Annotated in this window: 22 protein-coding genes; 10 read left to right on the forward strand and 12 right to left on the reverse strand. The window is 66.5% G+C overall.

All coding sequences use genetic code 11. The features are described 5' to 3' along the window. Nucleotides 1–2 precede the first annotated feature (2 nt). Nucleotides 3–1,535, reverse strand: coding sequence for a response regulator (locus AC1RKE_RS14110; protein ID WP_348684370.1), 1,533 nt, complete (start codon nucleotides 1,533–1,535; stop codon nucleotides 3–5). Between the two features lie 340 nt (nucleotides 1,536–1,875). Here AC1RKE_RS14110 and queC point away from each other — a divergent pair, with 340 nt between their 5' ends. The 3 genes from queC to AC1RKE_RS14125 are packed head-to-tail and all read left to right on the forward strand — an operon-like array spanning nucleotide 1,876 to nucleotide 3,586. Further along, nucleotides 1,876–2,586 carry a 7-cyano-7-deazaguanine synthase QueC gene (queC, locus tag AC1RKE_RS14115; RefSeq protein WP_395942235.1) on the forward strand — a complete coding sequence of 237 codons (711 nt, stop codon included), beginning with the start codon at nucleotides 1,876–1,878 and terminating at the stop codon, nucleotides 2,584–2,586. Next, on the forward strand, nucleotides 2,583–3,218 hold the full coding sequence (gene queE, locus AC1RKE_RS14120) for a 7-carboxy-7-deazaguanine synthase (RefSeq protein WP_333897264.1): 636 nt from the start codon (nucleotides 2,583–2,585) through the stop codon (nucleotides 3,216–3,218). The genes queC and queE overlap by 4 nt, the downstream gene beginning before the upstream one ends. Further along, nucleotides 3,218–3,586 carry a 6-pyruvoyl trahydropterin synthase family protein gene (locus AC1RKE_RS14125; protein ID WP_054765207.1) on the forward strand — a complete coding sequence of 123 codons (369 nt, stop codon included), beginning with the start codon at nucleotides 3,218–3,220 and terminating at the stop codon, nucleotides 3,584–3,586. The genes queE and AC1RKE_RS14125 overlap by 1 nt, the downstream gene beginning before the upstream one ends. Here the strand turns inward: AC1RKE_RS14125 and AC1RKE_RS14130 are convergent, their stop codons facing one another. After that, entirely contained in the window at nucleotides 3,587–3,862 is a 276-nt protein-coding gene (locus AC1RKE_RS14130; protein WP_348684368.1) for a hypothetical protein, read from the reverse strand. Between the two features lie 119 nt (nucleotides 3,863–3,981). After that, nucleotides 3,982–4,839 carry an acyl-CoA thioesterase gene (locus AC1RKE_RS14135; protein ID WP_348684367.1) on the reverse strand — a complete coding sequence of 286 codons (858 nt, stop codon included), beginning with the start codon at nucleotides 4,837–4,839 and terminating at the stop codon, nucleotides 3,982–3,984. Between the two features lie 146 nt (nucleotides 4,840–4,985). On the opposite strand from AC1RKE_RS14135, the gene AC1RKE_RS14140 reads away from it, so the two are divergent. Together AC1RKE_RS14140 and AC1RKE_RS14145 are read left to right on the forward strand one after the other, a co-directional pair. Next, entirely contained in the window at nucleotides 4,986–5,480 is a 495-nt protein-coding gene (locus AC1RKE_RS14140) for a winged helix-turn-helix transcriptional regulator (RefSeq protein ID WP_054765210.1), read from the forward strand. A 96-nt stretch (nucleotides 5,481–5,576) separates the two neighbouring features. Continuing rightward, entirely contained in the window at nucleotides 5,577–6,197 is a 621-nt protein-coding gene (locus AC1RKE_RS14145; RefSeq protein ID WP_336966492.1) for a hypothetical protein, read from the forward strand. Nucleotides 6,198–6,238: 41 nt separating this feature from the next. Here AC1RKE_RS14145 and AC1RKE_RS14150 read toward each other — a convergent pair whose 3' ends face one another. Continuing rightward, complete coding sequence (locus AC1RKE_RS14150) at nucleotides 6,239–7,459, reverse strand: RtcB family protein (protein ID WP_054765212.1); 1,221 nt, start codon at nucleotides 7,457–7,459, stop codon at nucleotides 6,239–6,241. A gap of 338 nt (nucleotides 7,460–7,797) precedes the next feature. Here AC1RKE_RS14150 and AC1RKE_RS14155 point away from each other — a divergent pair, with 338 nt between their 5' ends. Further along, on the forward strand, nucleotides 7,798–8,499 hold the full coding sequence (locus AC1RKE_RS14155) for a helix-turn-helix transcriptional regulator (protein ID WP_054765213.1): 702 nt from the start codon (nucleotides 7,798–7,800) through the stop codon (nucleotides 8,497–8,499). A 54-nt stretch (nucleotides 8,500–8,553) separates the two neighbouring features. Then, a complete protein-coding gene (locus AC1RKE_RS14160; protein WP_054765214.1) occupies nucleotides 8,554–8,904 on the forward strand; it encodes a VOC family protein in 351 nt (116 codons plus the stop codon). Here the strand turns inward: AC1RKE_RS14160 and AC1RKE_RS14165 are convergent. The 8 genes from AC1RKE_RS14165 to AC1RKE_RS14200 form a co-directional block, all read right to left on the reverse strand. Continuing rightward, the gene (locus AC1RKE_RS14165) at nucleotides 8,901–9,971 is read right to left on the reverse strand and encodes an ATP-binding protein (RefSeq protein ID WP_054765215.1); all 1,071 of its coding nucleotides are present in this window, start codon (nucleotides 9,969–9,971) and stop codon (nucleotides 8,901–8,903) included. The two genes, AC1RKE_RS14160 and AC1RKE_RS14165, sit on opposite strands and share 4 nt — an antisense overlap. After that, nucleotides 9,962–10,657, reverse strand: coding sequence for a response regulator (locus AC1RKE_RS14170; RefSeq protein WP_054765216.1), 696 nt, complete (start codon nucleotides 10,655–10,657; stop codon nucleotides 9,962–9,964). Before AC1RKE_RS14170 ends, AC1RKE_RS14165 begins: the two co-directional genes overlap by 10 nt. Before the next feature lie 164 nt (nucleotides 10,658–10,821). Next, nucleotides 10,822–13,140 carry a TonB-dependent receptor gene (locus AC1RKE_RS14175; RefSeq protein WP_348684607.1) on the reverse strand — a complete coding sequence of 773 codons (2,319 nt, stop codon included), beginning with the start codon at nucleotides 13,138–13,140 and terminating at the stop codon, nucleotides 10,822–10,824. A gap of 152 nt (nucleotides 13,141–13,292) precedes the next feature. Beyond that, nucleotides 13,293–14,507: a tRNA 2-thiouridine(34) synthase MnmA gene (mnmA, locus tag AC1RKE_RS14180; RefSeq protein WP_348684608.1), complete on the reverse strand. Its 1,215-nt coding sequence runs from the start codon at nucleotides 14,505–14,507 to the stop codon at nucleotides 13,293–13,295. A gap of 92 nt (nucleotides 14,508–14,599) precedes the next feature. Further along, nucleotides 14,600–14,884 (reverse strand): CtrA inhibitor SciP, encoded by a 285-nt coding sequence (sciP, locus tag AC1RKE_RS14185; protein WP_054765220.1) that lies wholly within the window; start codon nucleotides 14,882–14,884, stop codon nucleotides 14,600–14,602. 172 nt (nucleotides 14,885–15,056) lie between these two features. Further along, the gene (gene flgE, locus AC1RKE_RS14190; RefSeq protein ID WP_194167016.1) at nucleotides 15,057–16,832 is read right to left on the reverse strand and encodes a flagellar hook protein FlgE; all 1,776 of its coding nucleotides are present in this window, start codon (nucleotides 16,830–16,832) and stop codon (nucleotides 15,057–15,059) included. Nucleotides 16,833–16,878: 46 nt separating this feature from the next. Beyond that, entirely contained in the window at nucleotides 16,879–17,601 is a 723-nt protein-coding gene (locus tag AC1RKE_RS14195; RefSeq protein ID WP_054765222.1) for a flagellar hook assembly protein FlgD, read from the reverse strand. A 3-nt stretch (nucleotides 17,602–17,604) separates the two neighbouring features. Further along, nucleotides 17,605–19,626 (reverse strand): flagellar hook-length control protein FliK, encoded by a 2,022-nt coding sequence (locus AC1RKE_RS14200; RefSeq protein ID WP_348683463.1) that lies wholly within the window; start codon nucleotides 19,624–19,626, stop codon nucleotides 17,605–17,607. Nucleotides 19,627–20,044: 418 nt separating this feature from the next. On the opposite strand from AC1RKE_RS14200, the gene flgK reads away from it, so the two are divergent. The 3 genes from flgK to AC1RKE_RS14215 all read left to right on the forward strand — a co-directional run bounded on the left by flgK (nucleotide 20,045) and on the right by AC1RKE_RS14215 (nucleotide 24,426). Then, the gene (flgK, locus tag AC1RKE_RS14205) at nucleotides 20,045–22,159 is read left to right on the forward strand and encodes a flagellar hook-associated protein FlgK (RefSeq protein WP_348683462.1); all 2,115 of its coding nucleotides are present in this window, start codon (nucleotides 20,045–20,047) and stop codon (nucleotides 22,157–22,159) included. Beyond that, nucleotides 22,156–23,121: a flagellin gene (locus AC1RKE_RS14210; RefSeq protein ID WP_152949832.1), complete on the forward strand. Its 966-nt coding sequence runs from the start codon at nucleotides 22,156–22,158 to the stop codon at nucleotides 23,119–23,121. Before flgK ends, AC1RKE_RS14210 begins: the two co-directional genes overlap by 4 nt. Before the next feature lie 66 nt (nucleotides 23,122–23,187). Further along, nucleotides 23,188–24,426, forward strand: coding sequence for a putative DNA modification/repair radical SAM protein (locus tag AC1RKE_RS14215; protein WP_287396395.1), 1,239 nt, complete (start codon nucleotides 23,188–23,190; stop codon nucleotides 24,424–24,426). The last annotated feature ends 226 nt before the right edge of the window (nucleotides 24,427–24,652 follow it).

The following is a 24,652-nucleotide window of genomic DNA, read 5'->3' on the forward strand; positions in this document are numbered from 1 at the left end:
GATCAGCGCCGCGCCCGGCGAGGGGCCGGCGCCGACGTCTGCGTCTCGTCCTCGCCCTTGTTCTCGACGAGGGCCGCGTTCATCGCCATGCGCAGGCGCTCGGGCTTGATCGGCTTTTCCACCACGGCGGCCATGCCGACGGACAGATAGTGTTTGGCGTCTTCGGGATCGGCGTTGGCCGTCAGGGCGACGATGGGGGTGCGTCCCACCTCGCCGCCCAGGGCGCGGATGGCCTGGGTCGCCTGGACCCCGTCCATGCGCGGCATTTTGATGTCCATCAGGATCAGATCATAGCGACCTTCCTGAACCGCCTGGACCGCCTCCAGCCCGTCCTCCGCCAGTTCGGAACTGCAGCCGAACATTTCGCACAAGGCCTGGGCCACGACGCGGTTGGTGGCGTTGTCATCGACGATCAGCACGTGGGGCGCGGACTTCAGATCGAGTTCCGGCAGGCTCGAGACATTGGAGGCGGGCTCGACGACCGCTGCGGCGCGGCGCGCGGTGATGTCGAAGGCGAAGGTTGCGCCCCGACCCTTGTTGTTCTCGGCCCAGATCCGACCGCCCATACGCTCGATGACCTGGCGGCAGATGGACAGGCCCAGTCCGGCGCCGTCCGGGCCCGAGCCGTGGACGAAGGGTTCGAAGATGGAATCCACACGGTCGGCGTCGACGCCGGGGCCGTCGTCGCGAACCCGGGCCTCCATCCGCACCTGGTCGCCGTCGACCCAGGCCTTCAGCCCGGCCTCGACCACCCCATTGCGCGCGAATTTCAGCGCATTGCCGATCAGATTGTTGAACACCTGCTTCAGGCGGACTCCGTCGATGACGGCGGCCAGCTCCGTGTCGCCTTCGTAGCCGACCAGCAGGGTCACGCCGTCCTGGGAGGCGCGCGGCTCCCATAGGGATTGGACGTCGTCCATCACGGCCCGCAGCGGGGTGGCGACGGGGGTCAACTCCAGCTCTCCCGCCTCGGCCTTGGCCAGGTCGACGGCGTCCTGAAGGATGCGCAGCAGGTTTTCGGACGATTCGACGATGGTCTGCACATGGGCCTGGGCCGTCGTGCTCAAGGGCTGGCGGCGCAGCAGTTCGGCGACGGCCAAGACGCCGTTCATCGGGGTGCGAAGCTCATGGCTCATGATGGCCAGGAACTGGCTCTTGGCGCGGGCGGCGATGAGGGCTTGGGCGCGCGTGTCGTTGAGGGCTGCAGCTTGGTTGGCCAACTCCGCCTCGTGGCGCCGCTGGCGGTCTGTCGCGCTGCGGAGCAGGGTCGCAGCCGTGCCCACGCCGTGATAGCGGCCGTTTTTCGTCACGATGAAACCGCGCAGCAGGGCGGCGGGACCGCCCCTCAGCAGGATTTCACTGAAGGCGTCGATTTCAGCGTCGCCTTCCACCACCGCCGGCTCGGGGTCCATGGCGAAGGTGATCGGGCGCAGATCGTAGAGGGCGTGGCCGAAGCGGCCGGCGATCTTCTGTATGAAGGTGGTGCGTTCCACCAGGCCCAGGGGGCGGTCGTTCTCTACGACAGGTATGACCAAAGTGTCCGGTTCGCGCTCGAACCGGGCGAAAACCTCGCAGCCGAGCGTGGACGGACCTACCGGCTCGGGTTGTTCTGAAAGGGTCTCAATCGTCGGCATACTGCCTGGAACTCCTTACTCGCCTCCCATATGCACCAGTAGCGCTTGCCGATTAGTTAAGCCGGATCAGAAAGTTTCGGCCTGTACCCTCGGTGTCATCTCAGGGGCGGGCGCCGGCTGTTTCAGGATTTTGCGCCGGGGGCGGGTCTGGTGTAGAAGGCCCGCCCGACCCATCTGAGGTCCTCATCCCTTTGTGCATGCGCGCGGCCGACCGGCCGACCGCAGATTCGTCATGAGCGTCATCCTGGAAAAGTCTACGACATCGGCCCTGGTTCTCTTTTCCGGCGGGCAGGACAGCGCCACCTGTCTGGCCTGGGCGCTGGAGCGGTTCGGGCGGGTGGAGACGGTCGGCTTCGACTACGGCCAGCGGCACCTCGTGGAGATGGAGGCGCGCCAGGCGGTGCGTGCGGGGATGAAGACGGCCCTGCCGCAATGGGCCGACCGGCTGGGCGACGATCATGTGGTGGACCTGACCGGATACGGCCGGATCGCCGAAAGCGCCCTGACGGCCGACCGCAAGATCGAGATGGATGCGCGCGGCCTGCCGACCACCTTTGTCCCTGGGCGCAACTTGATCTTCCTCGTGGCGGCTGCGGCCCTGGCGGATCGGCGCGGGCTGGAGGTGCTGGTCGGCGGCATGTGCGAGACGGACTATTCCGGCTATCCCGACTGTCGCCACGAGACCATGGAGGCCATGGCGCGGGCCCTGTCGCTGGGGCTGGACAAGCCGGTGGTGATCGAGACCCCGCTGATGTGGCTGACCAAGGCCCAGACCTGGGACCTGGCGCATACGATCGGCGGGGCGCCGCTGGTCGAGCTGATCATCGAGGACAGCCACACCTGCTACCAGGGCGACCGGACGCATCGCCACGCCTGGGGCTATGGCTGCGGCCAATGCCCGGCGTGCGAGCTGCGGGCGGCGGGTCATGCGGAATGGGTCGCTTCGAAGTGACCTATTCGGCCAAGGAAGTGTTTCTGACGGTCCAGGGCGAGGGCGGACAGGCGGGCCGGCCGGCGGTCTTTTTGCGCTTCGCCGGCTGCAATCTGTGGAGCGGGCGCGAGCAGGATCGGGCGAGCGCCGTCTGCAGCTTCTGCGATACGGACTTCGTCGGCGTAGACGGGGACGGCGGGGGCAAGTTCGCCACCGCGGACGGGCTGGCCGATCATGTCGCGGCGATGTGGCGGGGGCGCGAGGGCGATCCGAAACTGGTGGTCTGCACCGGGGGAGAGCCCCTGCTGCAGCTGGATGCGCCCCTGGTCGCGGCCCTGCACGCGCGCGGTTTCGAGATCGCCATAGAGAGCAACGGCACCCTGGCGGCGCCCGACGGGATCGACTGGATCTGCGTCAGCCCAAAGGCGGACGCAGACGTGATCCAGATCAAGGGGCAGGAGCTGAAGCTGGTCTATCCGCAGCCCAAGGCCCCGCCCGAGCGGTTCGAACACCTGGCGTTCGAGCGGTTCTGGCTCCAGCCCCTGGACGGCCCCGACCAGGCGGCGAACACCGCCGCCGCCATCGAATATTGCCTGACCCATCCCCAGTGGCGCCTGAGCGTCCAGACCCACAAATACATCGGCGTCCGCTAATGCCCGTTTTCGAGATCACCAAACAGGCCACCTTCGACGCGGCCCACCACTTCCCCAACGAACCCGAGGGCAGCATCTATCGCCGCGTCCACGGCCATTCCTTCACGGTCGAGGCGACGATCCGGTCGGAGACCCTGGACGCCGAGCACAACTGGGTCGCGGACCTGGGGGCGCTGGACCGGGCGCTGAAGTCGGCGGCGGAGCAGCTGGACCACGGCATGCTGAACGAGCACGAGGGGCTGGAGCTGCCCAGCCTGGAAAACCTGTGCCTGTGGTTCGCCAAGACCCTGAAGCCGGACTGGCCGGGGCTTTGCCGGGTGCAGGTGGCGCGGCCGACGATCAACGAGCGGTGCGTGCTGTCGCTGTAGTCAGCAGCTTTTGCCCTGCCTCTGCCGCTGTTCGCAGCGGCGTTGTTCGCGTTCGTAGTCGCGCTGTTCGCGTTCGCGGCGGGCGCGGGTTTCTTCGTCCGAGGTGGTGACGGCGTCGAAGCCGGCGCCGACGACCGCGCCCCCGGCCTTGGCCGCGCCGCCCACGACGGCGGCGGTTCCGCCGACCACGGCGCCGGCGACGCAGCCCTGGAGCATCAAGGCTCCGCCCATGACGACGACGGTCTGACAAGCGGCGATAAGACGGCTGCGACGCATGGGTGAGACACCAGAGATTTGGAAGAGAGGATAGGGCGACGACAGCGACGTCCGGAGCCTACTCCAGAGATTTCGAATAGTCCCTGATAATGATGAACGCAGGCTGACCGTGGTCGGGATCAGCCGGCCCGTTGCGGCAACAGTTTGCGACGTTGGCGCGAGATGGCCAGCGGGCTTCCGTCGGCGCCCCAGGCGGTGGCTTCGTCCACCGTCCAGCCCAGGCCCAGATCCAGCATCCGGAACTCGAAGAAGGCCCAGCCCTCGGGCGCCGTCTGCGGCGTCGGGTCGGTCAGAATGTCGATACGCAGATCGACGGTGGTCATGGGGGCGGGGGTGGAGGAGGCGGTCCAGGCCGGGGGATAGAGGGCGTCCAGCAGATAGCACAGCCCGACCTCGTCCAGCGGGCGGCGGTCGGCCATCCGCATCCAGGTGCGTTCGATCACCGGCTTGCCCGCATTGCCGCCCAGGATGTTGGGCCCGCCGTCGAACCGGTATTCGACATGCTGGGCGAAGTGGGGCGACATCGGCCCTCGGATGGTGGCGGCGGGGTTCAGGCCGTCCGGCGGGGGCGGAGGCCGATGAAGCGGGGCGAGCGGCGGTGCGTCGCCGTCCAAGCCGTAGGTGCCGGTGGCGTGATGGGTCATGCGGCCGTCCTGCTCGGCCTCGACCGCCGCATAGACGACATTGCGGCCGCCGCGCAGCAGTCGGGGACGAAAGGCGACCTGTTCGCCGAACCGCGCCGCCGACAGATACTGGACCGACAGGGTCCGCAGCGGCGCGGTCAGGGACAGGCCCTGCCGCATCGCCTGGGCGCACAGGGCCGCCAGCAGGCCGCCGAAGGGGAAGCCCTTCTCCGGCGGCAGGCCGGACGGACCGTTGGAGAAGTGACCGGGAACGGGCGCCGAAAGGCCGCCGTCGTCCAGGGTGTGGAAGGCCAGGGCGGCGTCGAGGGAGATGGGGTGGGTCGTATCGGCCATGGGCGCCATCCTGCGTCAGGCGAAGAAGGGACGGAAGGCGCTGCGTTCTGGAGGGGTTGCAGGTCCGTTGTCAAACAAGACTGACTGAGCCGGTTCGGATTGGCAACCCTCTTGCCAACCGCCTGACGCGGGGTCACTTTTGTCGCATGGGACGCACCGCAGACTACAGCCGCCAAAGCTGCTCCATCGCCGCCACCCTGGAGGTGATCGGCGATCCGTGGACCCTGCTGGTCATCCGCGACGCCTTCAACGGGGTCAGCCGGTTCGAACAGTGGCAGGACAATCTGGGCGTGGCGCGCAACGTCCTGGCCGCGCGTCTGAAAAGCCTGGTCCAGCACGGGGTGCTGGAGCCGCGCCCCTATTCCGAACGGCCCCCGCGCAACGAATATGTGCTGACGCCCAAGGGCAAGGATCTGTACGGGGTTCTGGTGACCCTGCACGGCTGGGGCGCCAAACACGTCTATGGCGAGACCGACTGCGGCATCGACATGGTCCACTCGACCTGCGGCGCCACCCTGACCCCGCGCATCGCCTGCGGCTGCTGCGGCGAGATCGTCAAGCCGAGGGACATCCGGCTGACGCGGGCGGAGAACCGGCCGACGGTGGGGGATGTGATGCCGAAGGATGATGAGGCGGCTTAGGGCGGCCGTCGAGGACGGGTTTGAGAGCGGGACAGGGGGCTTTGGTTGGACAAGTTCAGTCGGCGTCCTAACAGGAAGGCTCGTGTTCAGAACACCGTGCTGGCCCTGTCGGCCTTTACCTTTGCCGGTGGTTGCTTCGGCGTCCTGATCGCCTTCGGCAACGCCGCCATTCCCTGGTTTTTCGGCCTCTATGCGTTCTGCTGGACTTTGGGATTCCTGTTTTGGCAGCAGAGGTTTGTTCGAAACTACTTTCGCTGGAGGTCCAGAACGCGTCTTCAAAGCCAGCAAGGTCCAGGATTTTCAACACTAGAGCTGGCCGCTATCGAACAATTCCTTGATCGAGCCGGTCCTCAGGAGGCCGCCGCACGCCGACATTTCGAGCAGGCGGAAGTCGTTTCCCGCTACAATTCAGGCGCCGGCGGAGTCACTGCGATAAGAAGTTCGCAACCTTGGCCTTGGACGAAACCCGCAACGGACAATGTGTCCTGGTTTCACATTGATCAGTTGAATGCCGTTGTGGGGTGCCAATTTTGGCCTGGGCCGGCTGAGGGTCTGTCGATCCTTGAGATTTTTGCGGGAGACACAAACACGGCCCAGTTGGACTGGATGACAGTGACTTTCCGAGGGGCGGATGATGGTCTGCCGCATCCGCCGGCTCCCACCTTCGCCCCCATCATTAGCGAGCCTCGCTGGGTAACCTGGCGCCCGGAGCCCTGACGACGAAAGCCGGCCCCACCCTGCGGTGAAACCGGCTCCCGTCATCCCTTGACGCACACCACCTGACGCACGGTGTGCACGACCTCGATCAGGTCGGTCTGGGCCGCGATGACCGCGTCGATGTCCTTATAGGCCATCGGGGTTTCGTCGATCACCTCGGCGTCCTTGCGGCATTCCACGCCCTCGGTGGCGCGGACGTGGTCCTCGATCGTGAAGCGGCGCTTGGCTTCGGTCCGGCTCATGGCCCGACCGGCGCCGTGCGAGCAGGTGCAGAACGAATCCGCATTGCCCTTGCCGCGGACGATGAAGGACTTCGCCCCCATCGAGCCGGGGATGATGCCCAGTTCGCCGTCCTTGGCCGACACGGCCCCCTTGCGGGTCAGGAAGACGTCCTTGCCGAAATGCTTCTCCTTGGAGACGTAGTTGTGGTGGCAGTTCACCGCCTCCTGCGTCGTCTCCAGATCCGGCCAGAAGGCCTTCAGCACCCCGAGCACGCTGTCCATCATCACCTCGCGGTTGGCGCGCGCGTATTTCTGCGCCCACGACACCGCCCGCACATAGTCGACGAAGCCGTCCGTCCCTTCCGGGAAATAGGCCAGGTCCTGGTCGGGCAGGTTGATGTGCCAGCGGCGCATCTCGTGCTTGGCCCGTTCGATGAAATAGGTCCCGAACCGGTTGCCCACCCCGCGCGAGCCGGAGTGAAGCATCACCCACACGTCGCCCGCCTCGTCGAGGCACAGCTCGATGAAGTGGTTGCCCGTGCCCAGGGTGCCCAGGTGGCCGAAGCCGCGCGGGTGCGCCGCCTTGGGGTGTTTTTCCACCACGGCGTCATAGCCCGCCTTCAGATCGGCCCAACGGGTGACCGCCGAGGCCGGCGGTTCGGCCGCCCAGGCGCCCTTGTCGTTGCGCCCGCCGTTGTCGGTGCGGCCGTGCGGAACGGCGGCCTCGATGGCGGAGCGGATGGCCGACAGGTCGTCGGGCAGGTGTTCGGCGCGGATCGAGGTCCGCACCGCCATCATGCCGCAGCCGATGTCCACGCCCACGGCGGCCGGGATGATGGCTCCCACGGTCGGGATCACCGACCCCACCGTCGCGCCCATGCCCCAGTGCACGTCCGGCATGACCGCGACGTGCTTGTGGATGAACGGCAGCGAGGCCACGTTCTTCAGCTGTTTCAGCGCCGCATCCTCGATGGGCACCCCTCGGGTCCAGGCCTTGATCGGCACATGGTCCGGGGTTTCGATTACGTCATAACCACGCATGGCCGACGTCTCCTTCTCTGTCTGTGATCCTCCCGGACCGGCGAGAAAAGGAGCCCCGCAGACGCAAGAAACCCCTCCGGCCGGAAGCGGGAGGGGTTTCTGGAAAGCCGAAGTCGATAGACCCGCTGCTCCCTATGCGCCCCTCACGCACGCGCCCTCGCCTTGGACCGACAGGCGGTCCAAGCTCTTGGGCGCGTTCATGGCGACGTATTGGGCGAACATGGGTGTCTCTTCTTCGGAGGCGGCCGGATACACGGCCAAGGCGGTGCGCGGCAACCCCTGATCCCAAAAAACCTGATGCTGCCGCTTTCTGTCAGCATCTCTGCTAGGCTCGCGTCGTGTCCCGGTCCGAACGCCTGCTTGATCTTCTGAACGCCCTGCGGCGACGGCGCCGGCCGGTCAGCGGTCGCGCGCTGGCCGAGGAGATGGGTGTCAGTCTGCGCACCCTGTATCGCGACATCGCCAGCCTACAGGCGCAGGGGGCGACGATCGAGGGGGAGCCGGGGGTCGGCTATGTGCTGAAGCCGGGCTATCTGCTGCCGCCGCTGATGTTCACGCCGGAGGAGGTGGAGGCCCTGGTGCTGGGTTCGCGCTGGGTGGCGGACCGGGCCGATGCGCGGATGCGGGACGCCGCCCTGGGGGCGCTGGCGCGGATCGCGGCGGTCCTGCCTCCGGATCTGCGCGACGAGATGGAGACCTCGGCCCTGCTGGTCGTGCCGGGGGCGCCGTTTCCGACCGATCTGGTCGATCCCGCCCTGTTGAGAAAGGCGATCCGCACCGAGCGGCGGCTGAGGCTGTGTTACCGCGACGAGGCGGGCAAGGCGTCAGAACGGGTGGTCTGGCCCTTCGCCCTGGTCTTCTTCGACCGGGTGCGGCTGCTGCTGGCCTGGTGCGAGTTGCGACAGGATTTCCGCAGTTTCCGCACCGACCGGATCGTCGAGGCGGAGGTGACGGAGGCCCGCTATCCCGCCCGGCGTCAGGCCCTGCTGAAGACCTGGCATGAGGCGCAGGAAAAACGGGCGGAAGCAGGATCATGCTGACAGGAACTGGCAGCAGGGCGGTCTAGGTTTGTTCTCGCAAAAACCGGAGGGCGCATGACCGAGATCGAAGACATTCCACTGAGCGTCGCCGACCCGGAGGCCGCGGCGCGCTTCTACGCCCGGCTGCTGCGGCGAACGCCGCTGGAAGCGGGACCGGATCGCGCCGTCTTCATTCTGTCGACCCGGCGGACGCTGAGCCTGTGGCGTTCGGCACAGCCGGCGTCTCGACCGGGAGACGCCCTGGAACTGCGCATGAAGGCGCCGTCCGTGGTGGATGAACTGCATATGGACTGGTGGGATCGCGGCGCGCGGATCGTCTTGCCGCCGATGGACACCCGTCAGGGGCGGGCCTTCGTCGCGAGCGATCCCGACGGCAACCGCATCCGGGTCTTCGCCGCCGGCTAGACCGCGGGTCGGCGCGCGGGCTGACGTGGAATCTCCAGGGTGAAGAGGGAGCCGCCTGCGACGGTGTTACGGTGAAGGGCGAGCCCGCCGTGAGCCTCCGCGATCGCCCGGACGACCGCCAATCCCAGGCCCGAGCCCGTGGCCGATGGGTCGCGCTTGAAGGGGTGAAAGATGTGGGCGGCGCGATCGGCGTCTATGCCGGGGCCGCTGTCCTCGATCGAAATCCGGGCGAAGGCGCCGAAGGTGGCCGTGCGGATCACCAGCGGACCCGGAACGGCGTGTCGCCGCGCGTTTTCGAGCAGGGCCAGGGCGGCCTGTCTGAGGCGTGTCGGATCGCAGACGGCCAGGGCGGGCTCCAGGCGCCACTGGGCTTCGAAACCGGCGGCGCTCAGGCTGGGCTGTACGATTTCGCGCAGGGCGCCGATCTCTTGGGACAGATCGACCGCCTCAAGCTGGAGATCCAGGTGGTTGCTTTCGGCCAGGCTGACCACCCGCAGATCCTCGACGATGCGCGCCAGGCCCTCGATCTGACGCCTCAAACTGGTCAGGGTGTGATCGTCGATCTGGAACACCCCGTCGGCGACGCCCTCCAGACGTCCCTTCAGAATGGTGACCGGGGTGCGCAATTCGTGGGCGATCTTGGCGTTCCAGGCGATGCGTTCCTCGGCGTGCGCCTGAAGCCGTTGCGCCATTCGGTTGAAGTCTTCGACCAGTTGGGCGGTTTCGCGAAGGGCGCGTTTGCCGACGGTGGCGCGAGCGGTCAGGTCGCCCTCTGAAATCCGTTGGGCCGTAATAGCCAGGGACGCGAGTGGAAGGACGATCTGCCGAGCCAGCAGGGCGCCGGCCATGACGGCCAGGCCGATCGCCGTCAGGACCGCTGCAACGATGACCGCATAGTCGACGGCCTGGGGCTTCCAGTGATGCGGCGCGGCGACCACGCCGGGATGGTTTTCAAACACCCAAGCATAGACGAAGAAGGCGCAGAACGCGCTGAGGATGAAGCCGGTCAGGGTGACCAGGCCGATCCGCGCCGCCACATTGCGCCCTATGCCGTCGGTCAGGGGCAAGCGTCAGGCTCCAGCCGGTAGCCGACGCCCCGGACATTGGCGACCAGACCGACGGCGCCGGCGGCCTCCAGCTTGCGTCGAAGATGGCTGAAATGGCTGTCGATCGTGCGTTCCTGAACGTCCTGGTTCGGGAAGCAGGCGTCCAGGATTTCGGCGCGGGTGAAGACCCGCAGCGGAATCCGCGCCATATGGGCCAGCATTTTGAACTCGGTCAGGGTAAGGTCCAGTCGGCGACGTCCGTCGGGCGTGATGACGGCGGCGAGGTAGTTCTCAAGCTGGATTTCGACCGGCCCGACCCTCAGCACCTTGGCGTCGGGCGCGCCCACGGTGCGCCGGAGGATGGCGTGGACGCGCGCGACGACTTCGACGGGTTTGAAAGGCTTGACGATATAGTCGTCAGCGCCGATCCGAAGCGCCTGAAGCTTGTCCAGATCCTGGTCCAGCGCCGTGACCATGATGACCGGCGTTTCTCCGCGCCGGCGCAGTTCGCCCAGGACGTCCCAGCCGTCGCGATTGGGCATGCGCACGTCCAGCAGCACCATGTCGGGCTTCAGAGAGGCATGGAGATCAAGCGCCTGCTGCCCGTCCGAGGCGGTCGCGGTTCGAAAGCCCTCGCGACGCATATAGGCGTCCAGAATTTCGACGATTTCGCCTTCGTCATCGGCGATCAAGACAAGACTGCTCATGAAACCTCCGTCCCCCGCCATCGCGCCGCGCGCCCGGCCCGTCCAGCAGAACCATGCGGCTTCGGACAAACTTCATCCGCTCTCCACAAAATCTGGATAATCCGACAAAGAAAACCCCCTCCCGCGCTGAGCGGGAGGGGGCGATCTGACCGGGAGGAGGACGGTCAGTAGGAGGCGCGCAGCTCGATGCCGAAGGTGCGCGGGTTGTTGAAGTTGCCGTAGTCGCCCAGCGTGCCCCGGTTCGAGGGGTCGCGGCGGTAGACATAGGTCTCGTCCAGCAGGTTGCGCGACCACAGGGCCACTTCCAGATCGGGGCCGCCTTCACGGGTGGCGATGTCGGCCACCGCGATACGGGCGTTCACCAGGAACGAGGAGTCGTTCTTGATTTCGAACTGGTCGAAGCTGTGGCTGGCGTCGGCGTAGTTGGCGTCGATGTGAGCCTTCAGCGTCGCGCCCATGAAGGGCGAGTTCCAGTCCGCGGCCACGCTGGCGGCGTTCTCAGGCGTATAGGCGATGAACACCTTTTGCACCTGATTGTTGAACGGGTTCACCGTGTCCGGGATCTTGGCGTCCGTATAGGCGTAGGAGGCCGACAGCGTCAGATAGTCGTTGGCGCGGAACTGGCCTTCCAACTCCAGGCCCCGGATCTTGGTGGTGCCGGGGGCGTTGATCGTTTCCAGCGTGTTGCGGGTGGAGGCGCCGATCACGGTGACAAGGCTGAAGTCGATCTGGCTGTCGGTGCGGTCCATCGCATAGACGGCCGCGTTCAGCCGCATCCGACGGTCGAACAGGTCGCTCTTCAGGCCCAGCTCATAGGCCTTCACCTCTTCCGGGTCGAAGGAGCGATAGGTCAGCGAGCGCGACGAGGCGCCGCCGGCCCGATAGCCGGTCGAATATTTGCCGTAGACGTTGACGCTGTCGGTCAGGTCATAGGCCAGGGTGACCAGCGGATCGAACCGATCGACCGAGGTGTTGAAGCTGAGATTGGTCGGGGCGTTGTTCACCATCTCCAGCTTGCCGTCCTTGTCATCCCAGGTGTAGCGGCCGCCGACCGTCAGGTGCAGGGCGTCCAGCTGGGCCGGGGTCCAGGTCGCCTGACCATAGACCGCCTTGGATTCGGCGTGAGCCGTCGACTTGCGGTCCAGCGAGCGGGAGCCGCGGATGGTCGGGGTGGGGTCCAGGATGGTGTAGCCCGTGCCGTCGGCGTTCCATTGGTTCGTCGAAGGCGTGGCCGCATCGTCCGACACGGTTTCCTTGAAGTAGAAGACGCCGCCGACATAGTCGATGCTGTCGCCCAGCGAACCGACCGCCTGGACTTCCTGGCTGAACTGGTGCTGCCAGAAGCCGGCCAGGGAGTAGCGCGAGAACTTGCCATTCGGGCCGGTCACCGGCGGACGGTGGGCGCCGGCGATATTGTCGTACTGCTCGACGTCCAGGTCGCGATAGGCGGTGATCGAACGCAGTTCCAGCGCGTCGCTGGGGCGATAGGACAGATGCAGATCCGTCCCGCGCGTGTCATCGACGCTCCACTGCTGAGGCACGCCGATGTCGGCCTGCGTCATGCGCTCCGAACCTTCGACCTGCACCAGGGGCGACAGGGCGCGGATCGAGCCGCTCGGCACGGTGGCCGAGGTCCACGGCACGACCGTCAGGCCGTTCGGGTTGAAGTTCAGCAGCTGGCTGTAGAACGGGGTGTTCTTGTCCTTGCCGATGTCGGCCGCCAGATCGGCGGTGAAGTTTTCGGCCGGGGTCCAGCGGGTCTGGAAGCGCAGACCGCGGCGGTCGTACTGGCCAAAGCCCGTCTCGCCCGGCAGGATGTTCTTGGTGACGGGCCCCTGCACCGCGATCACGCCGTCCACCTTGAAGGCGAAGTCGCCCAGGGCCGGAAAATCGACGTGCAGTTCGGAGTTGTAGGAGTCCAGGTTGCCGACGCCGGCGACGGCGCGCATGCCGAACTCGCCCGTGGGCTTCTTGGTCACCAGCGACAGGGCGCCGCCTTCGGTGTTGCGGCCGAACAGGGTGCCTTGCGGCCCCTTCAGGACTTCCACCCGTTCGATGTCGAGCAGGGCGGAAGCGAGGCCGTGCTGACGCGCCAGATAGACGCCGTCGACATAGACGCCGACGCCCTGTTCGCGGGCGGGTTGGTTGGCGTCGTTCGGCACAATGCCGCGAATGCCGATGGTTAGGGCCGATTGGCGCGCTTCAAAGGTGGCGACGCGAAGGCTGGGCACAGCGCCGTCGGCCAGATCCATCAGGCTCTGAACGTGGCGGTTTTCCAGCGATTCCGAACCCATGACCGAGATGGAGATCGGCGTGTCTTGCAGATTGGTTTCACGCTTGGTGGCGGTGACGACGATGTCGGCCAGGCCGGTCGGCGTCGGATCGACGGCGACGGGATCGCTGCCGGCGAAGGCGGAAACGGGCGCGGCGAGAAGCGCGGTCCCCAGCAAAAGCTGGAGGCGGAGTTTGTTTTGACGTTGCATTTATTTCCCCTGCTTGGTCAGGCCGGGGATTAGGGCATTACTGCAATGATCAGTTTAAAGAAATATAACGCACTCGTGCATTATTGTTGAATAGGGTCTCAATCAGTATTCGACGAAAATCAACTCAAAATCCACCCGATCTCCACAATTGTCTAGGCTGTCGCTACGGCGGTCGTGTCGCGGATGAAGCCGCCGCCCAGGACGCGGTCGGGGTCGGTCGAATCGTACAGGGCGCAGGCCTGGCCGGGGGCGACGCCTTCCTCGCCTTCGTCGAAGACCACGCAGACGTCGCCGTCGATCAGGGCCAGACGGGCGGGGGAGGACTGGCGGGTCGAGCGGACACGGGCGAGGACGGGGAGGCCGGACGCAGCGGCCTCCTGGATCGTGGCCTCGTCGCCCAGCCAGTTGGTCTCTTCCAGCGTCAGAGACGCGGTCAGCAGGGCTTCGCGCGGGCCGACGACGACGCGGCGGGTTTCGGGCTCCAGCCTGACGACGAACAGGGGCTCGCCCACCGCGACGTTCAGGCCCCGGCGCTGGCCGATGGTGTAGTCGGTGATGCCGGCATGGCGTCCCAGCACCCGACCGTCCATGTGCACGATCTCGCCGGCCTCGCGCCCTTGCGGGCGCAGGCGGTCGATCAGGGTGCGGTAGTCGCCGGAGGGCACGAAACAGATGTCCTGGCTGTCCGGCTTGGCGGCGATCTTCAGCCCCAGTTCGGCGGCGACGCCGCGCACCTGGGGCTTTTCCAGATCGGCCAGCGGAAAGCGCAGATAGTCGAGCTGGTCCTGGGTGGTGGCGAACAGAAAGTAGGACTGGTCGCGCGAATGGTCGACCGCCTTCCTCATCTGCGAGCGATTGCCGACGGCGGCGCGGCGGACGTAGTGGCCCGTGGCCATGGCCTCGGCGCCCAGGTCGCGGGCGACGTCCAGCAGGTCGCGGAACTTGACCGTCTGATTGCAGCGGATGCAGGGAACCGGGGTCTGGCCCTTCAGATAGGAGTCGGCGAATTGGTCGATCACCGCGTCCTTGAACCGGCTCTCATAGTCCAGGACATAGTGGGGGATGCCTATGGTCTCGGCGGCTAAACGGGCGTCGTGGATGTCCTGACCCGCGCAGCAGGCGCCCTTCTTCTTCAGGGCCGCGCCGTGGTCGTAGAGTTGAAGGGTCACGCCGACGACGTCATAGCCCGCCTTGTGCAGCAGGGCGGCGACGACGGTGGAATCGACCCCGCCGGACATGGCGGCGACGACGCGCGCCCCGACCGGCAGGCCGACCGCCGCCCGAGCGCTCTCGACCGCCGCATCCATGTCAGTGCGGCGGATGTCGGGAACGGGGCAGAGATCTTCGACCAGGGTCATGGCCGCCATTTAGTGCGGAACCGGCGCGATTTCGAGGCTGGGAAACGAAAAGGGCCGCATCCGTCGCCGGACACGGCCCTCTTCGTCTTCGGGGAGAAGCCTTAGGAGCGGTAGCTCTGGATCCGCGTCGTGCGCAGGCCCTGCATGCCCCATTTGTCGATGGCCTTCTGCCAGGCGAGGAATTCTTCCGCCGTCAGGCGGTACTTCGCCAGGGCGTCGTCCAGGCTGAGCAGGCCGCCGCGAACGGCGGCGACGACCTCGGCCTTGCGGCGGATCACCCACCGGTCCGTGTTGGCCGGGGGCAGATCGTTCAGGGTCAGGGGCGTGCCAGTCGGTCCGACCACGTATTGTTCGCCTTTGCTATTCAGGCGTCGCTCTTGCAACATGGGCTTATGCCTCTTTCACCATCACCGTAGTGAGATGACTGTAGGCCTGCCCCTCTAAGGTCGGTTTAAGCGTCGTGGTGAAGGAACGGATAAAATCCGACCTCGCCAGAGGGACTCTGTAAACCTTGCTTGAGCGACGATTCATTAGAACTAACGGTTACTTACTGGCCGATCAGCGTTTGATGTTGATCAGTTCAGCGAGCATTTCGTCCGCCGTGGTGATGATCTTGGACGAGGCGGAATAGGCGCGCTGGGTCGTGATCAGGCCGGTGAATTCCGCCGACAGATCGACCGTGGAAGACTCCAGCTGCTGGGCGGCGACCTTGCCCGCGCCGCCGGTGCCTGCGGCCTTCAGATTGTAGGTGCCGCTCTCAAGGCTGACCGCATAGGCGTTGCCGGACACCTCCTTCAGGCTGTCGGGGCTGGGGAAGGTGGCGATGGCGACCTGGGCGATCCGACGCATCACGCCGTTGTCGAAGATGGCGGTGACGAAGCCGCCCTCGTCGATGGTGATCTCGCTCAGATTGCCGAAGGCCGTGCCGTTGGTGACCGTCGATTGGACCACCGAGGCGGTGTTCAGCTGGCTTAGGCCGCCCGCGGAGGTGTTCAGGTCCAGGGTCACGGTCTGGGCCGCGATGCCCAGGCCGTCGGCCCATTTGACCTTGCCATTGTCGGACGGATCGGCGGGGTCGATCGTATTGTTCGGATCGGATTCCAGGAAGTTCAGGCTCGCCTGTTCCGGATCGTCGAACAGCCCCTTGCCTGCGGGCCAAGCCTGCATGGTCTCGATATCCAGGCGGCCTGAGGGGGTGAAGGCGATAAGGCCGGTCTTGATCTGACCGTGGGAGTAGGGCGCGCCGGTGACGACGTCGCTGGCCGGCACGGCCACCACTTCCGCATACCATTGGTTCGGTTCGGCGCTCTTCAGGAAGCGGATTTCCAGGTTGCGCTGGCCGCCTTTCGAGTCCGACACCGGGATGTTCATCTTGAAGTCCGGCTTGACGCCCACCGGATTGTCGTCCTCGGCGTTGTACATGGCCATGGAGTTGGCCGAGGGGTCGTACTTGGTCTTGGCCACGCCGTCCGTCGACATGCCGATATCGGCGAAGTTGATCGCGAAGGGCGTGCCCGCGACAGGCGGCGTGCCGCTGGTCGGGGTGATGGTGAGGGCCGTCGCGGTTGCGGTGGCTGAACCGTTGCTTCCCGCAGTGGGGGTGAAGCCCGTCAGGGCGCCGGCGGCGTAGGTCGCGGTGCCGGTGATCTTGGTGATGCCCGTCTTGATCGTCACCTGATAGGTGTTGGCGCCGGTGCGGACATAGGAGACGTCCACATCGTGCTCGACCGGCGGGGTGGCCGCGTCGTCGACGCCGTTATAGCGATTGGCGGCGGCGGCGGTGGAAACCGTCTGGGTCGAACGCAGATTGGCGTTGATCTGAACCCGGGTCGTCGGTTCGGCGGTGCCGCCGACCTGGCCGATGTTGATCGAGCGCAGGCGCGACAGGTCGGACGGATCGGTCGAGATGTCGCCGTTCGAATCCACCGGCCAACCCTGAAGATAGAGGCCGGCGCTGTTCTTCAGATAGCCCAGATTGTCGACCCGGAAGGCGCCGGCGCGGGTGAACAGGCGGGTGTCGGTGGCGCCGACGTTCTCGGCCTGGGTGGTGGTGACGAAGAAGCCCTGACCGCTGACGGCCAGGTCGGTGTTCTCGGTCGTGCGCTGAAGCTGGCCTTCCTGGCTCACGAAGGAGCGGGTCGCCGACATCACGCCGCCGGCGGAATAGGAGCCGCCGGTCCGGGTCTGGCTGTTGACCAGGGTCTGGAACTCGCCCTGCGATCGCTTGTAGCCGACGGTGTTGACGTTGGCGATGTTCTGGGAAATCGCCGCCAGGGCGGCGGAGTTGGCGGCCAGGCCGGACACGCCGGCCAGCATTGCGCTGTTCAAGCTCATGAATACGCTCCTTGAATGGAAGTCATCGGGAAGGCGGCGGAGCGCATCATGCGGCCGCCTCCTCGGTCGGGACGTCCGGCTTCTCCGTATCGTCATTGTCTGCGCGATCCGTGATCTCGTTCAGCGAAATCACGGTCGAAAGCGGAAGGATGGAATCGCCGATCACCAGATAGGGGGCGCCGTCGTACATCTCGACGCCGGTGACGCGACCGCGGATCAGGGCCTGGCTTTCGACGGCGGCGCCCGCCTCGTTGGTGGCGCTGACCTTCAGGGTGTAGACGCCGCCGTCGTCCAGCTGATCGCCCTGGGTCGTCTTGCCGTCCCAGACGAAGTCGTGCAGGCCCGTCGTCTTGTTCGGGGCGTCGCCTTCCCAGACGACCTTGCCGGCGCTGTCGACGACCTGCAGCTTCGCGCTCTCGGCGTTGGAGGCCAGTTCGTAGCTCCAAGTCGCCTTGCCTTCGTCCAGGGTGGTGGCGGTCCAGGCGGCGGTCACCTGTTTGCCAATATAGTTGGCGGCGTTGTCCAGGCCGCCCCCCGTCTGGGCGGCGACCAGGCTTTTCAGCAGGTCGTTGGTCAGCAGTTGCTGCTCGACGCCCGCCATCTGGGTCAGCTGGGCCGTGAACTCATTGGAATCCAGCGGCGACAGCGGGTCCTGGTTCTTCATCTGGGTGGTCAGCAGGGTCAGAAAGGTCTCGAAGTTCGAGGCCATCATCGCCTTGCCGCTGTTCAGGCGGCCTTGGGCGTCGACGGAAGAAATCGCGGTGGCCATGTGTCAGACCCTCACATCGACGCGGTCGCGCGTCTGGGAATGGTTGGTCCAGGCGCCCGGAGGCGGCGAGACGGGGAGATCGGTCTCGGCGGTCAGCCGGGCGGCGCCGGTGAATAGGGCCTGGCGTTGCTGGTGCTGACGCTCAAAGCCGCCGCCGGACGAGGAATCGCGCTGAGTAAAGTCGAGGGAGTCGTTCGACAGTTGGAAACCGGCGTCCTGAAGCTGGCGACGCAGTTCATCGGCCCGGCCGCGCAGTTCGGCGGCGGCGGCGGGATTGTCGAACGCCAGTCGAGCCGCAAGTTGGCCGTCGGAGCCGATCTCGAGGCTGACGTCGACCCGCCCCAGATCCTCGGGCGTCAGAACCATGTCGAACCGCGTCGAGCGGCCTTCCAGCTTGCGCGCCATCTGGGCGGCCAGATGGGCCGTGGTTTCGATGGTGGCGTGCGAGAGGGCGGAGGCGGACGGCGCCGGACCCGATCCTGCGAGGGTCTCCGCAGCGTGGGCCGTCTTGTGTCCTTCGATCGGCGTCGCCGCATCGGAGGGGGCGGGAGGAGCCGACGGAACGGCGGCCTCGGCCGACGCCGCAGCGGCGGGAGCCGCGGTCTGAGCCGAGGACGAAGGCGAGGATGGCGCCGCCGGCGCGGCCAGGGCTGAGGCCGCAGCCGTGTCGGCGTTAGACAACGAGCCGGCCGGGAGCGCCTCGGCCGAGGCCGGCGTGGGAGACGACTCTGCCGCCGGACGACGCTGAGGCGCCGGTTGCGGCGTCGGCTGCGGTGACGTGGAGCCGGCCTTGGCGAGGCTGTCTCGGGACGCCGCCTCGGCGGTCGCAGGCGTCGCGGCGTTCACGGACGTCTGCGCCGTCTGCTCTTCGGCGGGGACGGCCGCCGTTTCGATCGCTGCGATCGCCTCCAGGGCATCGGCCGCCGTCAGGACGGACGCGACGATCGGAGCCGCGGGCGACGCCGGCGCTACTGCAGGCGCAGGCGTGATCGCCGGGCGAACCGTGACCTTGACGTCCAGTCGGGTCGGGTCGATGTCGGGTTTCGCCCCAAGGTCTGGAGCGAGGCTCTGGACGGGGGGCGTCGCGGGCGATTGAGGCTTGGCCTCTTGAGCGACCTTCGTCTCCGTAACCGCAGGCTGTTCTGCGACCTTGGCGTCGAGGGGCGGGGGCGAGGAAGAGCTGGAGGCGAGGTCCGGCGTCGGCTTCATCGTCGCGCCATGTTCGATAGAGGCGGCCGCCTTCAGGGCCGCGGCGACGTCTGACGACGTCTCGGGCTTATCGGACGAAGGCGTCTTCGTGACGGAGACGGTTTCCATCGCGGCAGTCGGCGCTGTTTCAGGCTCGGCCTTCAATGCGACGTGAGCGATCGTCGATTGGACCGGCGCAGCGGGCGCGGCCTGGGTCGCCGACTGCGGGGCGGTCGTCATTGGCGTGGACGCGTCCTCTGGCCCGGCTGCCGTGCCGGCGGTCTCGCCGCTTACGTCGCCAGTTGCAGCCGCCTCTTCTTTGTTTGAGATCGACGGGAAAGAGACCAAGGACGCCGCCGGTTCGGCTGAGACGGTCGCTTGATCGACGCTGATCTCGGCCGTGTCGCCGGGCTGAAGGACCACAGGCGGCGGGGCTATCGGCGCAGGCGCCACGGGCGCAATCGGCGGAGCGGCGAGCGCCGCTTCCATGTCGGACGCGGGCTCGACGGAGGCTTCAGGCAAGACGGGCGCGGGCGTATCGCCTGATGCCTCGGCGACCACGGGGCCGGGCTGAGCGGTCGCCGCCTCGACGACAGGGTCAGCGGTCTGCGCCGCGTCCTGTTCTTCCGCCATGACGACCACCAAGGACAGAAGCGTCGCCGCACGGTGAGCCGGTTCGACGGGCGTCGCCTCGGTCTTGCCCACGGCCTGAAGCACGTCCCCCAATTTCGAAGAGAACAGCCCAGCGCTTTCTTCGGTCACAGCGCCGGACGCAGCCTCTGGCGCTCCGGTCGAAACCGGAAGCGGGGCGGCGAACAGGGCGGATGCAGACGGCATGAGGGCGCAGGCGGCTTTCAGATGGGGCGGCGCCTGCTGCGCCTGGTGATTCCGTTAGCCCGTCGCAAGCCTCAGGCCAGTTCCTCATTCATTGTTTTGTAAGGGAAAATCTCGCTCGCCCTCCTCGTGTCGCTCATCCGCCTGGGCCTTTCTTGCCGTGCTTTCGCCCCTTTTTGCCCGGCGCCGATCGCCGGAAGGGCGCTGCAAGCTTACGGCGCGCCAGCCGACGCCGCCGACACAGCCGCAGTCTGGCCTGACCCTTGCGCCGCATCTTCACCATGAAGCCTGTGTTGTCAGCTATGTCGTTTAAAAACAACGCTCTCCCTGGGCGTCGACAATGCGTCGCCAGGCAAGATTTGCGCGCGACGGGGCAGGGGCTGCCGGGCGCCGGGTCGCCCAAGGCGAAGAGGATGCGTCCATGTCGCTGACGTCCATCATGAATATTGCGACGTCGGGCCTGCAGACGGCCCAGGCCCAGCTGCGGGTCACGTCGGACAATATCGCCAACGTCAACACCGCCGGCTATGTGCGGAAAGTCGTCGATCAGACTTCGGCCGTAACCCAGGGGCGCGGCGCTGGCGTCGACGCCGCGCGCGTTCGGCTGGCGACGGATCGCTTCCTTCAGGCCGCAGGCATGGCCGCCAAGTCGGATGCGGCGCGCGAGACCGTTCGCTACGAGCTTTACGATCAGATCCAGACCCAGTTCGGCGACCCCAGCGGCAACGGCGGCTTCTTCGCCGACATCGACAAGCTGTTCGCCAGCTACGCCACCCTGGCGGAAAGTCCGACGTCGTCGGCGGCGCGTCAGGACACCGTCTATAAGACCCAAGCTCTGTTCAATGAGGCCGCCGGCATCGCCGCCCAGATCCAGTCGGCGCGGCAGGAGGCGGACGGGCGGCTGCAAAGCGCGATCGAGACGGTGAATCCGCTACTGGAACAGATCGATACGCTGAACAAGACGATCTCGGCCGGGTCGATCATCAATCAGGACGTCACCGGCGCTCAGAACGCGCAACAGACGCTGATTAACGAGCTGTCCAAATATATGGACGTCAAGATCGAGCAGCGGCCGAACGGCGGCGTCACGGTGCGGACGGGCACCGGCATGACCCTGGTCGGCGATGGTCACGCCACCCTGTCCTATCAGGCGGCCGGCACGGTCGACGCCACGACCGCCTTCGCCGACATCATGATCACCGAGCCCAACGGCACGCGCTGGCCGCTGCTGGACGGGGTGTCGTCGGGTGAGATTCGCGGACTGATCGATCTGCGCGACACCGATGCGCCCAAGGCCGCGGCGCGGCTGGGCGAGCTGACGGCGAAGCTGGCCGATGAGATGAACCGCGCGCACAACGCCCACAGCAGCGTGCCGGCGCCGGCCAGTTTGAACGGGCGCAACACCGGCCAGTCGCTCGAAAACGCGCTGACGGGCTTCACCGGCAGCACCACCATCTCCGCCGTGAACAGCGCCGGGGTGGTGCAGGGGTCGGCGACGATCGTCTTCTCCGGCGCCACCATGACCATCAACGGCGTCGCGGCTGATCCGACCACCTTCCTGGCGACCTTGAACGCTCAGCTGGGCGGAACGGCCACCGCCACCTTCTCGGACGGCCGTCTGAGGCTGGAAGGGCAGGGCGGGAACGGAGTGGCCGTCACCGACGACGCCGCGACGCCGAGCGCAAAGGGCGGGCGGGGCTTCTCCCACTGGTTCGGACTGAACGATCTGGTCAGCACGACCACGCCCACCTTCTATGAGACGGGTCTGACCCTGGCCTCGCAACACGGCTTCGACCCCGGCGAGAGCCTGACCTTCCGCATCGGCAGCGAGACGGGATCGCGTCTGCGCGACGTCACCGTGGCTGTGCCCGCCGGGACGGGCACGATGGGTGAGCTGCTGACCGCCCTGAACGATCCGGTCACCGGCATGGGACGCTACGGCGCCTTCAGCCTGGACGCCGCCGGCGCGCTCAGCTTCAGGGCCTATGACGGCGGCACGACGATGAGCATCGTCAAGGACGCCACCACCCAGGCGCCGTCGGGCCTGTCGATGTCGCAGCTGTTCGGCCTGGGCGGGACCGGGGCGACCCGCGCCGGCGCATATTCAGTGCGCAGCGACATTCAGCAGGATCCGGGCAAACTGGCCCTGTCCCAGTTCAATCTGTCAGCGGCGGCGGGCACGGCTGCGCTGAGCAAGAACGACGGGCGCGGCGGCCTGGCGCTGGCCGACGCCGGCAAGAAGAACGTCAACTTCGCCGCCGCCGGCGGTATGGGCGCCGCGACCAAGACGGTTTCGGCCTATGCCGCCGATTTCGCCGGCGACATCGGCGCCAAGGCGTCTGCGGCCAAGACCCGCAGCGAGACGGCCGAGGCCCTGGCGAAGGAGGCCGAAAGCCGCAGATCCTCCGCCGAGGCCGTGAACATGGACGAGGAACTGGTCAATATGACCACCTTCCAGCAGGCCTATAACGCCTCCGCCCGCCTGATCCAGGCGAGCAAGGACATGTACGACACCTTGATCGGGATCCTGAGATGACACGTGTCGCCACTCATGCGGGCTATCAGTCGGCCCTGTTGAACCTGATGAGCGCCCAGAGCCGGGCCCAGCAGGCCCAGGAGCGGATCGCCAGCGAAAAGATCGCCACCGACATGGCGGGCTACGGCCGCAGCGCCGAGCAGTTGACGACCCTGACCGCGACCCAGGAACGGCTGGAGGGCTTCATCGGCGCAGGCCAGAGCGCGGCGGCGCGGTTGGACGCGCAGGACCTGGCCATGGGGCGGATCTACGAAGGCGGCGCCGGCGCGCGCGAAGCCATCGCCAACTCCCTGGCGGCCGGCGGCGTCACCAATCTGATGACTGAGCTGCAACTGCACTATCAGACCATCCAAGGCGGGCTGAACGCTCAGCATCAGGGCAGCTATCTGTTCGGCGGCGGCAACAGCGACGACGCTCCAGCGACCGCCTCCACCATGGCTGATCTGGCCGCCGCTCCCTCCACGGCCTCGACCTTCGCCAATGACACCCTGAAACAGAAGTCGCGCATCGACGAGAACACCTTGGTCGAGACGGGCTTTGTGGCCAGCGAGCTGGGCGGCGGTCTGACGGACGTGTTTCGCACCATCCAATCCTACCAGAACGGCAATGCTGTCGTCATAGACGGCGTGACCTACACCCCCGCCGCGCCGGGTTCGATCACCGGCAAGCCGACCGCTGAGGTAGAGGCCTTTTTGAAGGCGACGCTGAAGGCTCTGGACGCCGCCAATACGGAAGTCACCAACCAGACCGCGAAGAACGGACTGGTTCAGAACCAGGTCAAGTCCGCGCTGGACGCCCATGAGTCGCAGAAGATCGCTTTGGAAAAGCTGATGAACGACAAGACGGGCTATGATCCGGCCCAGGCGGTCACTGATCTGCAGATGGCGCAGGTCGCGATACAGGCGTCGGCCCAGGTGATCAACACGCTGCGCAGCACCTCCCTGCTTGACCTGCTCCGTTAAGCCTTCCCCAAAATAGATTTAAAGCCACGCTGGACGGCGCTGCCGATTGGAACGTATCATGAACATATGGCGCGTCTCGATCTCCGAAAGAAGCTGTCGATCCTTGCAGATGCGGCCAAGTACGACGCCTCCTGCTCGTCGTCGGGGACGTCGAAGCGGGATTCGGTCGGCGGCAGGGGGATAGGGTCAACCGAGGGCATGGGAATCTGCCACGCCTATACGCCGGACGGGCGCTGCGTCAGCCTGCTGAAGATACTGCTGACCAATTTCTGCATCTACGACTGCGCCTATTGCATCAACCGGGCCTCGTCGAATGTGGAGCGGGCGCGGTTTAGCGTGGACGAGGTGGTGGACCTGACGCTGAACTTCTATCGCCGGAACTATATCGAAGGGCTGTTCCTGTCGTCGGGGGTCATTCGCAACAGCGACTATACGATGGAACAGCTGGTCCTGGCGGCTAAGACCTTGAGAGAGGTCCACGACTTCCGCGGCTATATCCACCTGAAGCTGATCCCTGAGGCCGACCCGAAACTGGTGGAGATGGCGGGGCTTTACGCCGACCGACTGTCGGCCAATATCGAACTGCCGCGCGACGAGGCCCTGGCGCGGCTGGCGCCCCAGAAGGACGTCGCGGTCATCAAGAAGGCGATGGGGCAGGTGCGGCTGGGCGTCCAGGCGGCCAAGCCGGGCAAGCGCGACAAGATCAAGCCGCCGAAGTTCGCACCCGGCGGTCAGAGCACTCAGCTGATCGTCGGCGCGGACGGGGCGCCGGACACCGAGATCCTGGACCGGAGCGCCTCGCTCTACGGCGGCTATGGTTTGAGGCGGGTCTATTATTCGGCCTTCAGTCCGATCCCCGACGCCAGCTCGGTCCTGCCGCTGTCGAAGCCGCCGCTGATGCGCGAGCACCGGCTGTATCAGGCGGACTGGCTGATGCGCTTCTATGGCTTTTCCGCCCCCGAGATCGGGGAGGGGACGGCGGGCGGAATGCTGGATCTGGCGGTCGATCCGAAACTGGCCTGGGCGTTGAACCGGCGTGAGCAGTTTCCCGTCGATGTGAACCGGGCGCCGCGCGAGATGCTGCTGCGGGTGCCGGGCCTGGGGGTGAAGGCGGTGGACCGGATCGTGTCGGTGCGGCGGTATCGGACGCTGAGGCTGGAGGACGTCGGGCGACTGACCCGATCGGTGGGCAAGGTCCGGCCCTGGATCACCGCGCTGGACTGGACTCCGGGCAGGCTGACCGATGCGGCGGATCTGAAGGCGCGCGTATCGACGCGGGCGCCGCAACAGTTGAGCCTGTTCTGATGCGGACTGCGGTCTTGGCGTCCGAAACGGACTTCGACGGGTGGCGGACGGCGGCGCGCGAAATGCGGCTGGCGGGAGTGGAGCCGGCGGCGGCGCGGTTCGTGGTCGAGGGGGCGGCGGCGTCGGGGCAGGGCGGCTTGTTCGACGAGCCAGCTCGTTTTTCTCACTCGCCCCCCACACTTCGTCATCCTCGCCCTTGTGGCGAGAATCCGTACGCCGTGACGAA

The sequence above is a fragment of the Brevundimonas sp. GW822-FHT03E11 genome, from assembly GCF_058801445.1.

Coding starts and splice junctions, on each gene's coding strand:
- AC1RKE_RS14130 (WP_348684368.1), bottom strand. CDS start 3,862: ATGCGTCGCAGCCGTCTTATCGCCGCTTGTCAGACCGTCGTCGTCATG.
- AC1RKE_RS14200 (WP_348683463.1), bottom strand. CDS start 19,626: ATGCCGTCTGCATCCGCCCTGTTCGCCGCCCCGCTTCCGGTTTCGACC.
- AC1RKE_RS14170 (WP_054765216.1), bottom strand. CDS start 10,657: ATGAGCAGTCTTGTCTTGATCGCCGATGACGAAGGCGAAATCGTCGAA.
- AC1RKE_RS14135 (WP_348684367.1), bottom strand. CDS start 4,839: ATGGCCGATACGACCCACCCCATCTCCCTCGACGCCGCCCTGGCCTTC.
- AC1RKE_RS14160 (WP_054765214.1), top strand. CDS start 8,554: ATGACCGAGATCGAAGACATTCCACTGAGCGTCGCCGACCCGGAGGCC.
- AC1RKE_RS14150 (WP_054765212.1), bottom strand. CDS start 7,459: ATGCGTGGTTATGACGTAATCGAAACCCCGGACCATGTGCCGATCAAG.
- AC1RKE_RS14210 (WP_152949832.1), top strand. CDS start 22,156: ATGACACGTGTCGCCACTCATGCGGGCTATCAGTCGGCCCTGTTGAAC.
- mnmA (WP_348684608.1), bottom strand. CDS start 14,507: ATGGCGGCCATGACCCTGGTCGAAGATCTCTGCCCCGTTCCCGACATC.
- AC1RKE_RS14215 (WP_287396395.1), top strand. CDS start 23,188: ATGGCGCGTCTCGATCTCCGAAAGAAGCTGTCGATCCTTGCAGATGCG.
- AC1RKE_RS14125 (WP_054765207.1), top strand. CDS start 3,218: ATGCCCGTTTTCGAGATCACCAAACAGGCCACCTTCGACGCGGCCCAC.
- AC1RKE_RS14140 (WP_054765210.1), top strand. CDS start 4,986: ATGGGACGCACCGCAGACTACAGCCGCCAAAGCTGCTCCATCGCCGCC.
- sciP (WP_054765220.1), bottom strand. CDS start 14,884: ATGTTGCAAGAGCGACGCCTGAATAGCAAAGGCGAACAATACGTGGTC.
- flgK (WP_348683462.1), top strand. CDS start 20,045: ATGTCGCTGACGTCCATCATGAATATTGCGACGTCGGGCCTGCAGACG.
- AC1RKE_RS14195 (WP_054765222.1), bottom strand. CDS start 17,601: ATGGCCACCGCGATTTCTTCCGTCGACGCCCAAGGCCGCCTGAACAGC.
- AC1RKE_RS14175 (WP_348684607.1), bottom strand. CDS start 13,140: ATGCAACGTCAAAACAAACTCCGCCTCCAGCTTTTGCTGGGGACCGCG.
- flgE (WP_194167016.1), bottom strand. CDS start 16,832: ATGAGCTTGAACAGCGCAATGCTGGCCGGCGTGTCCGGCCTGGCCGCC.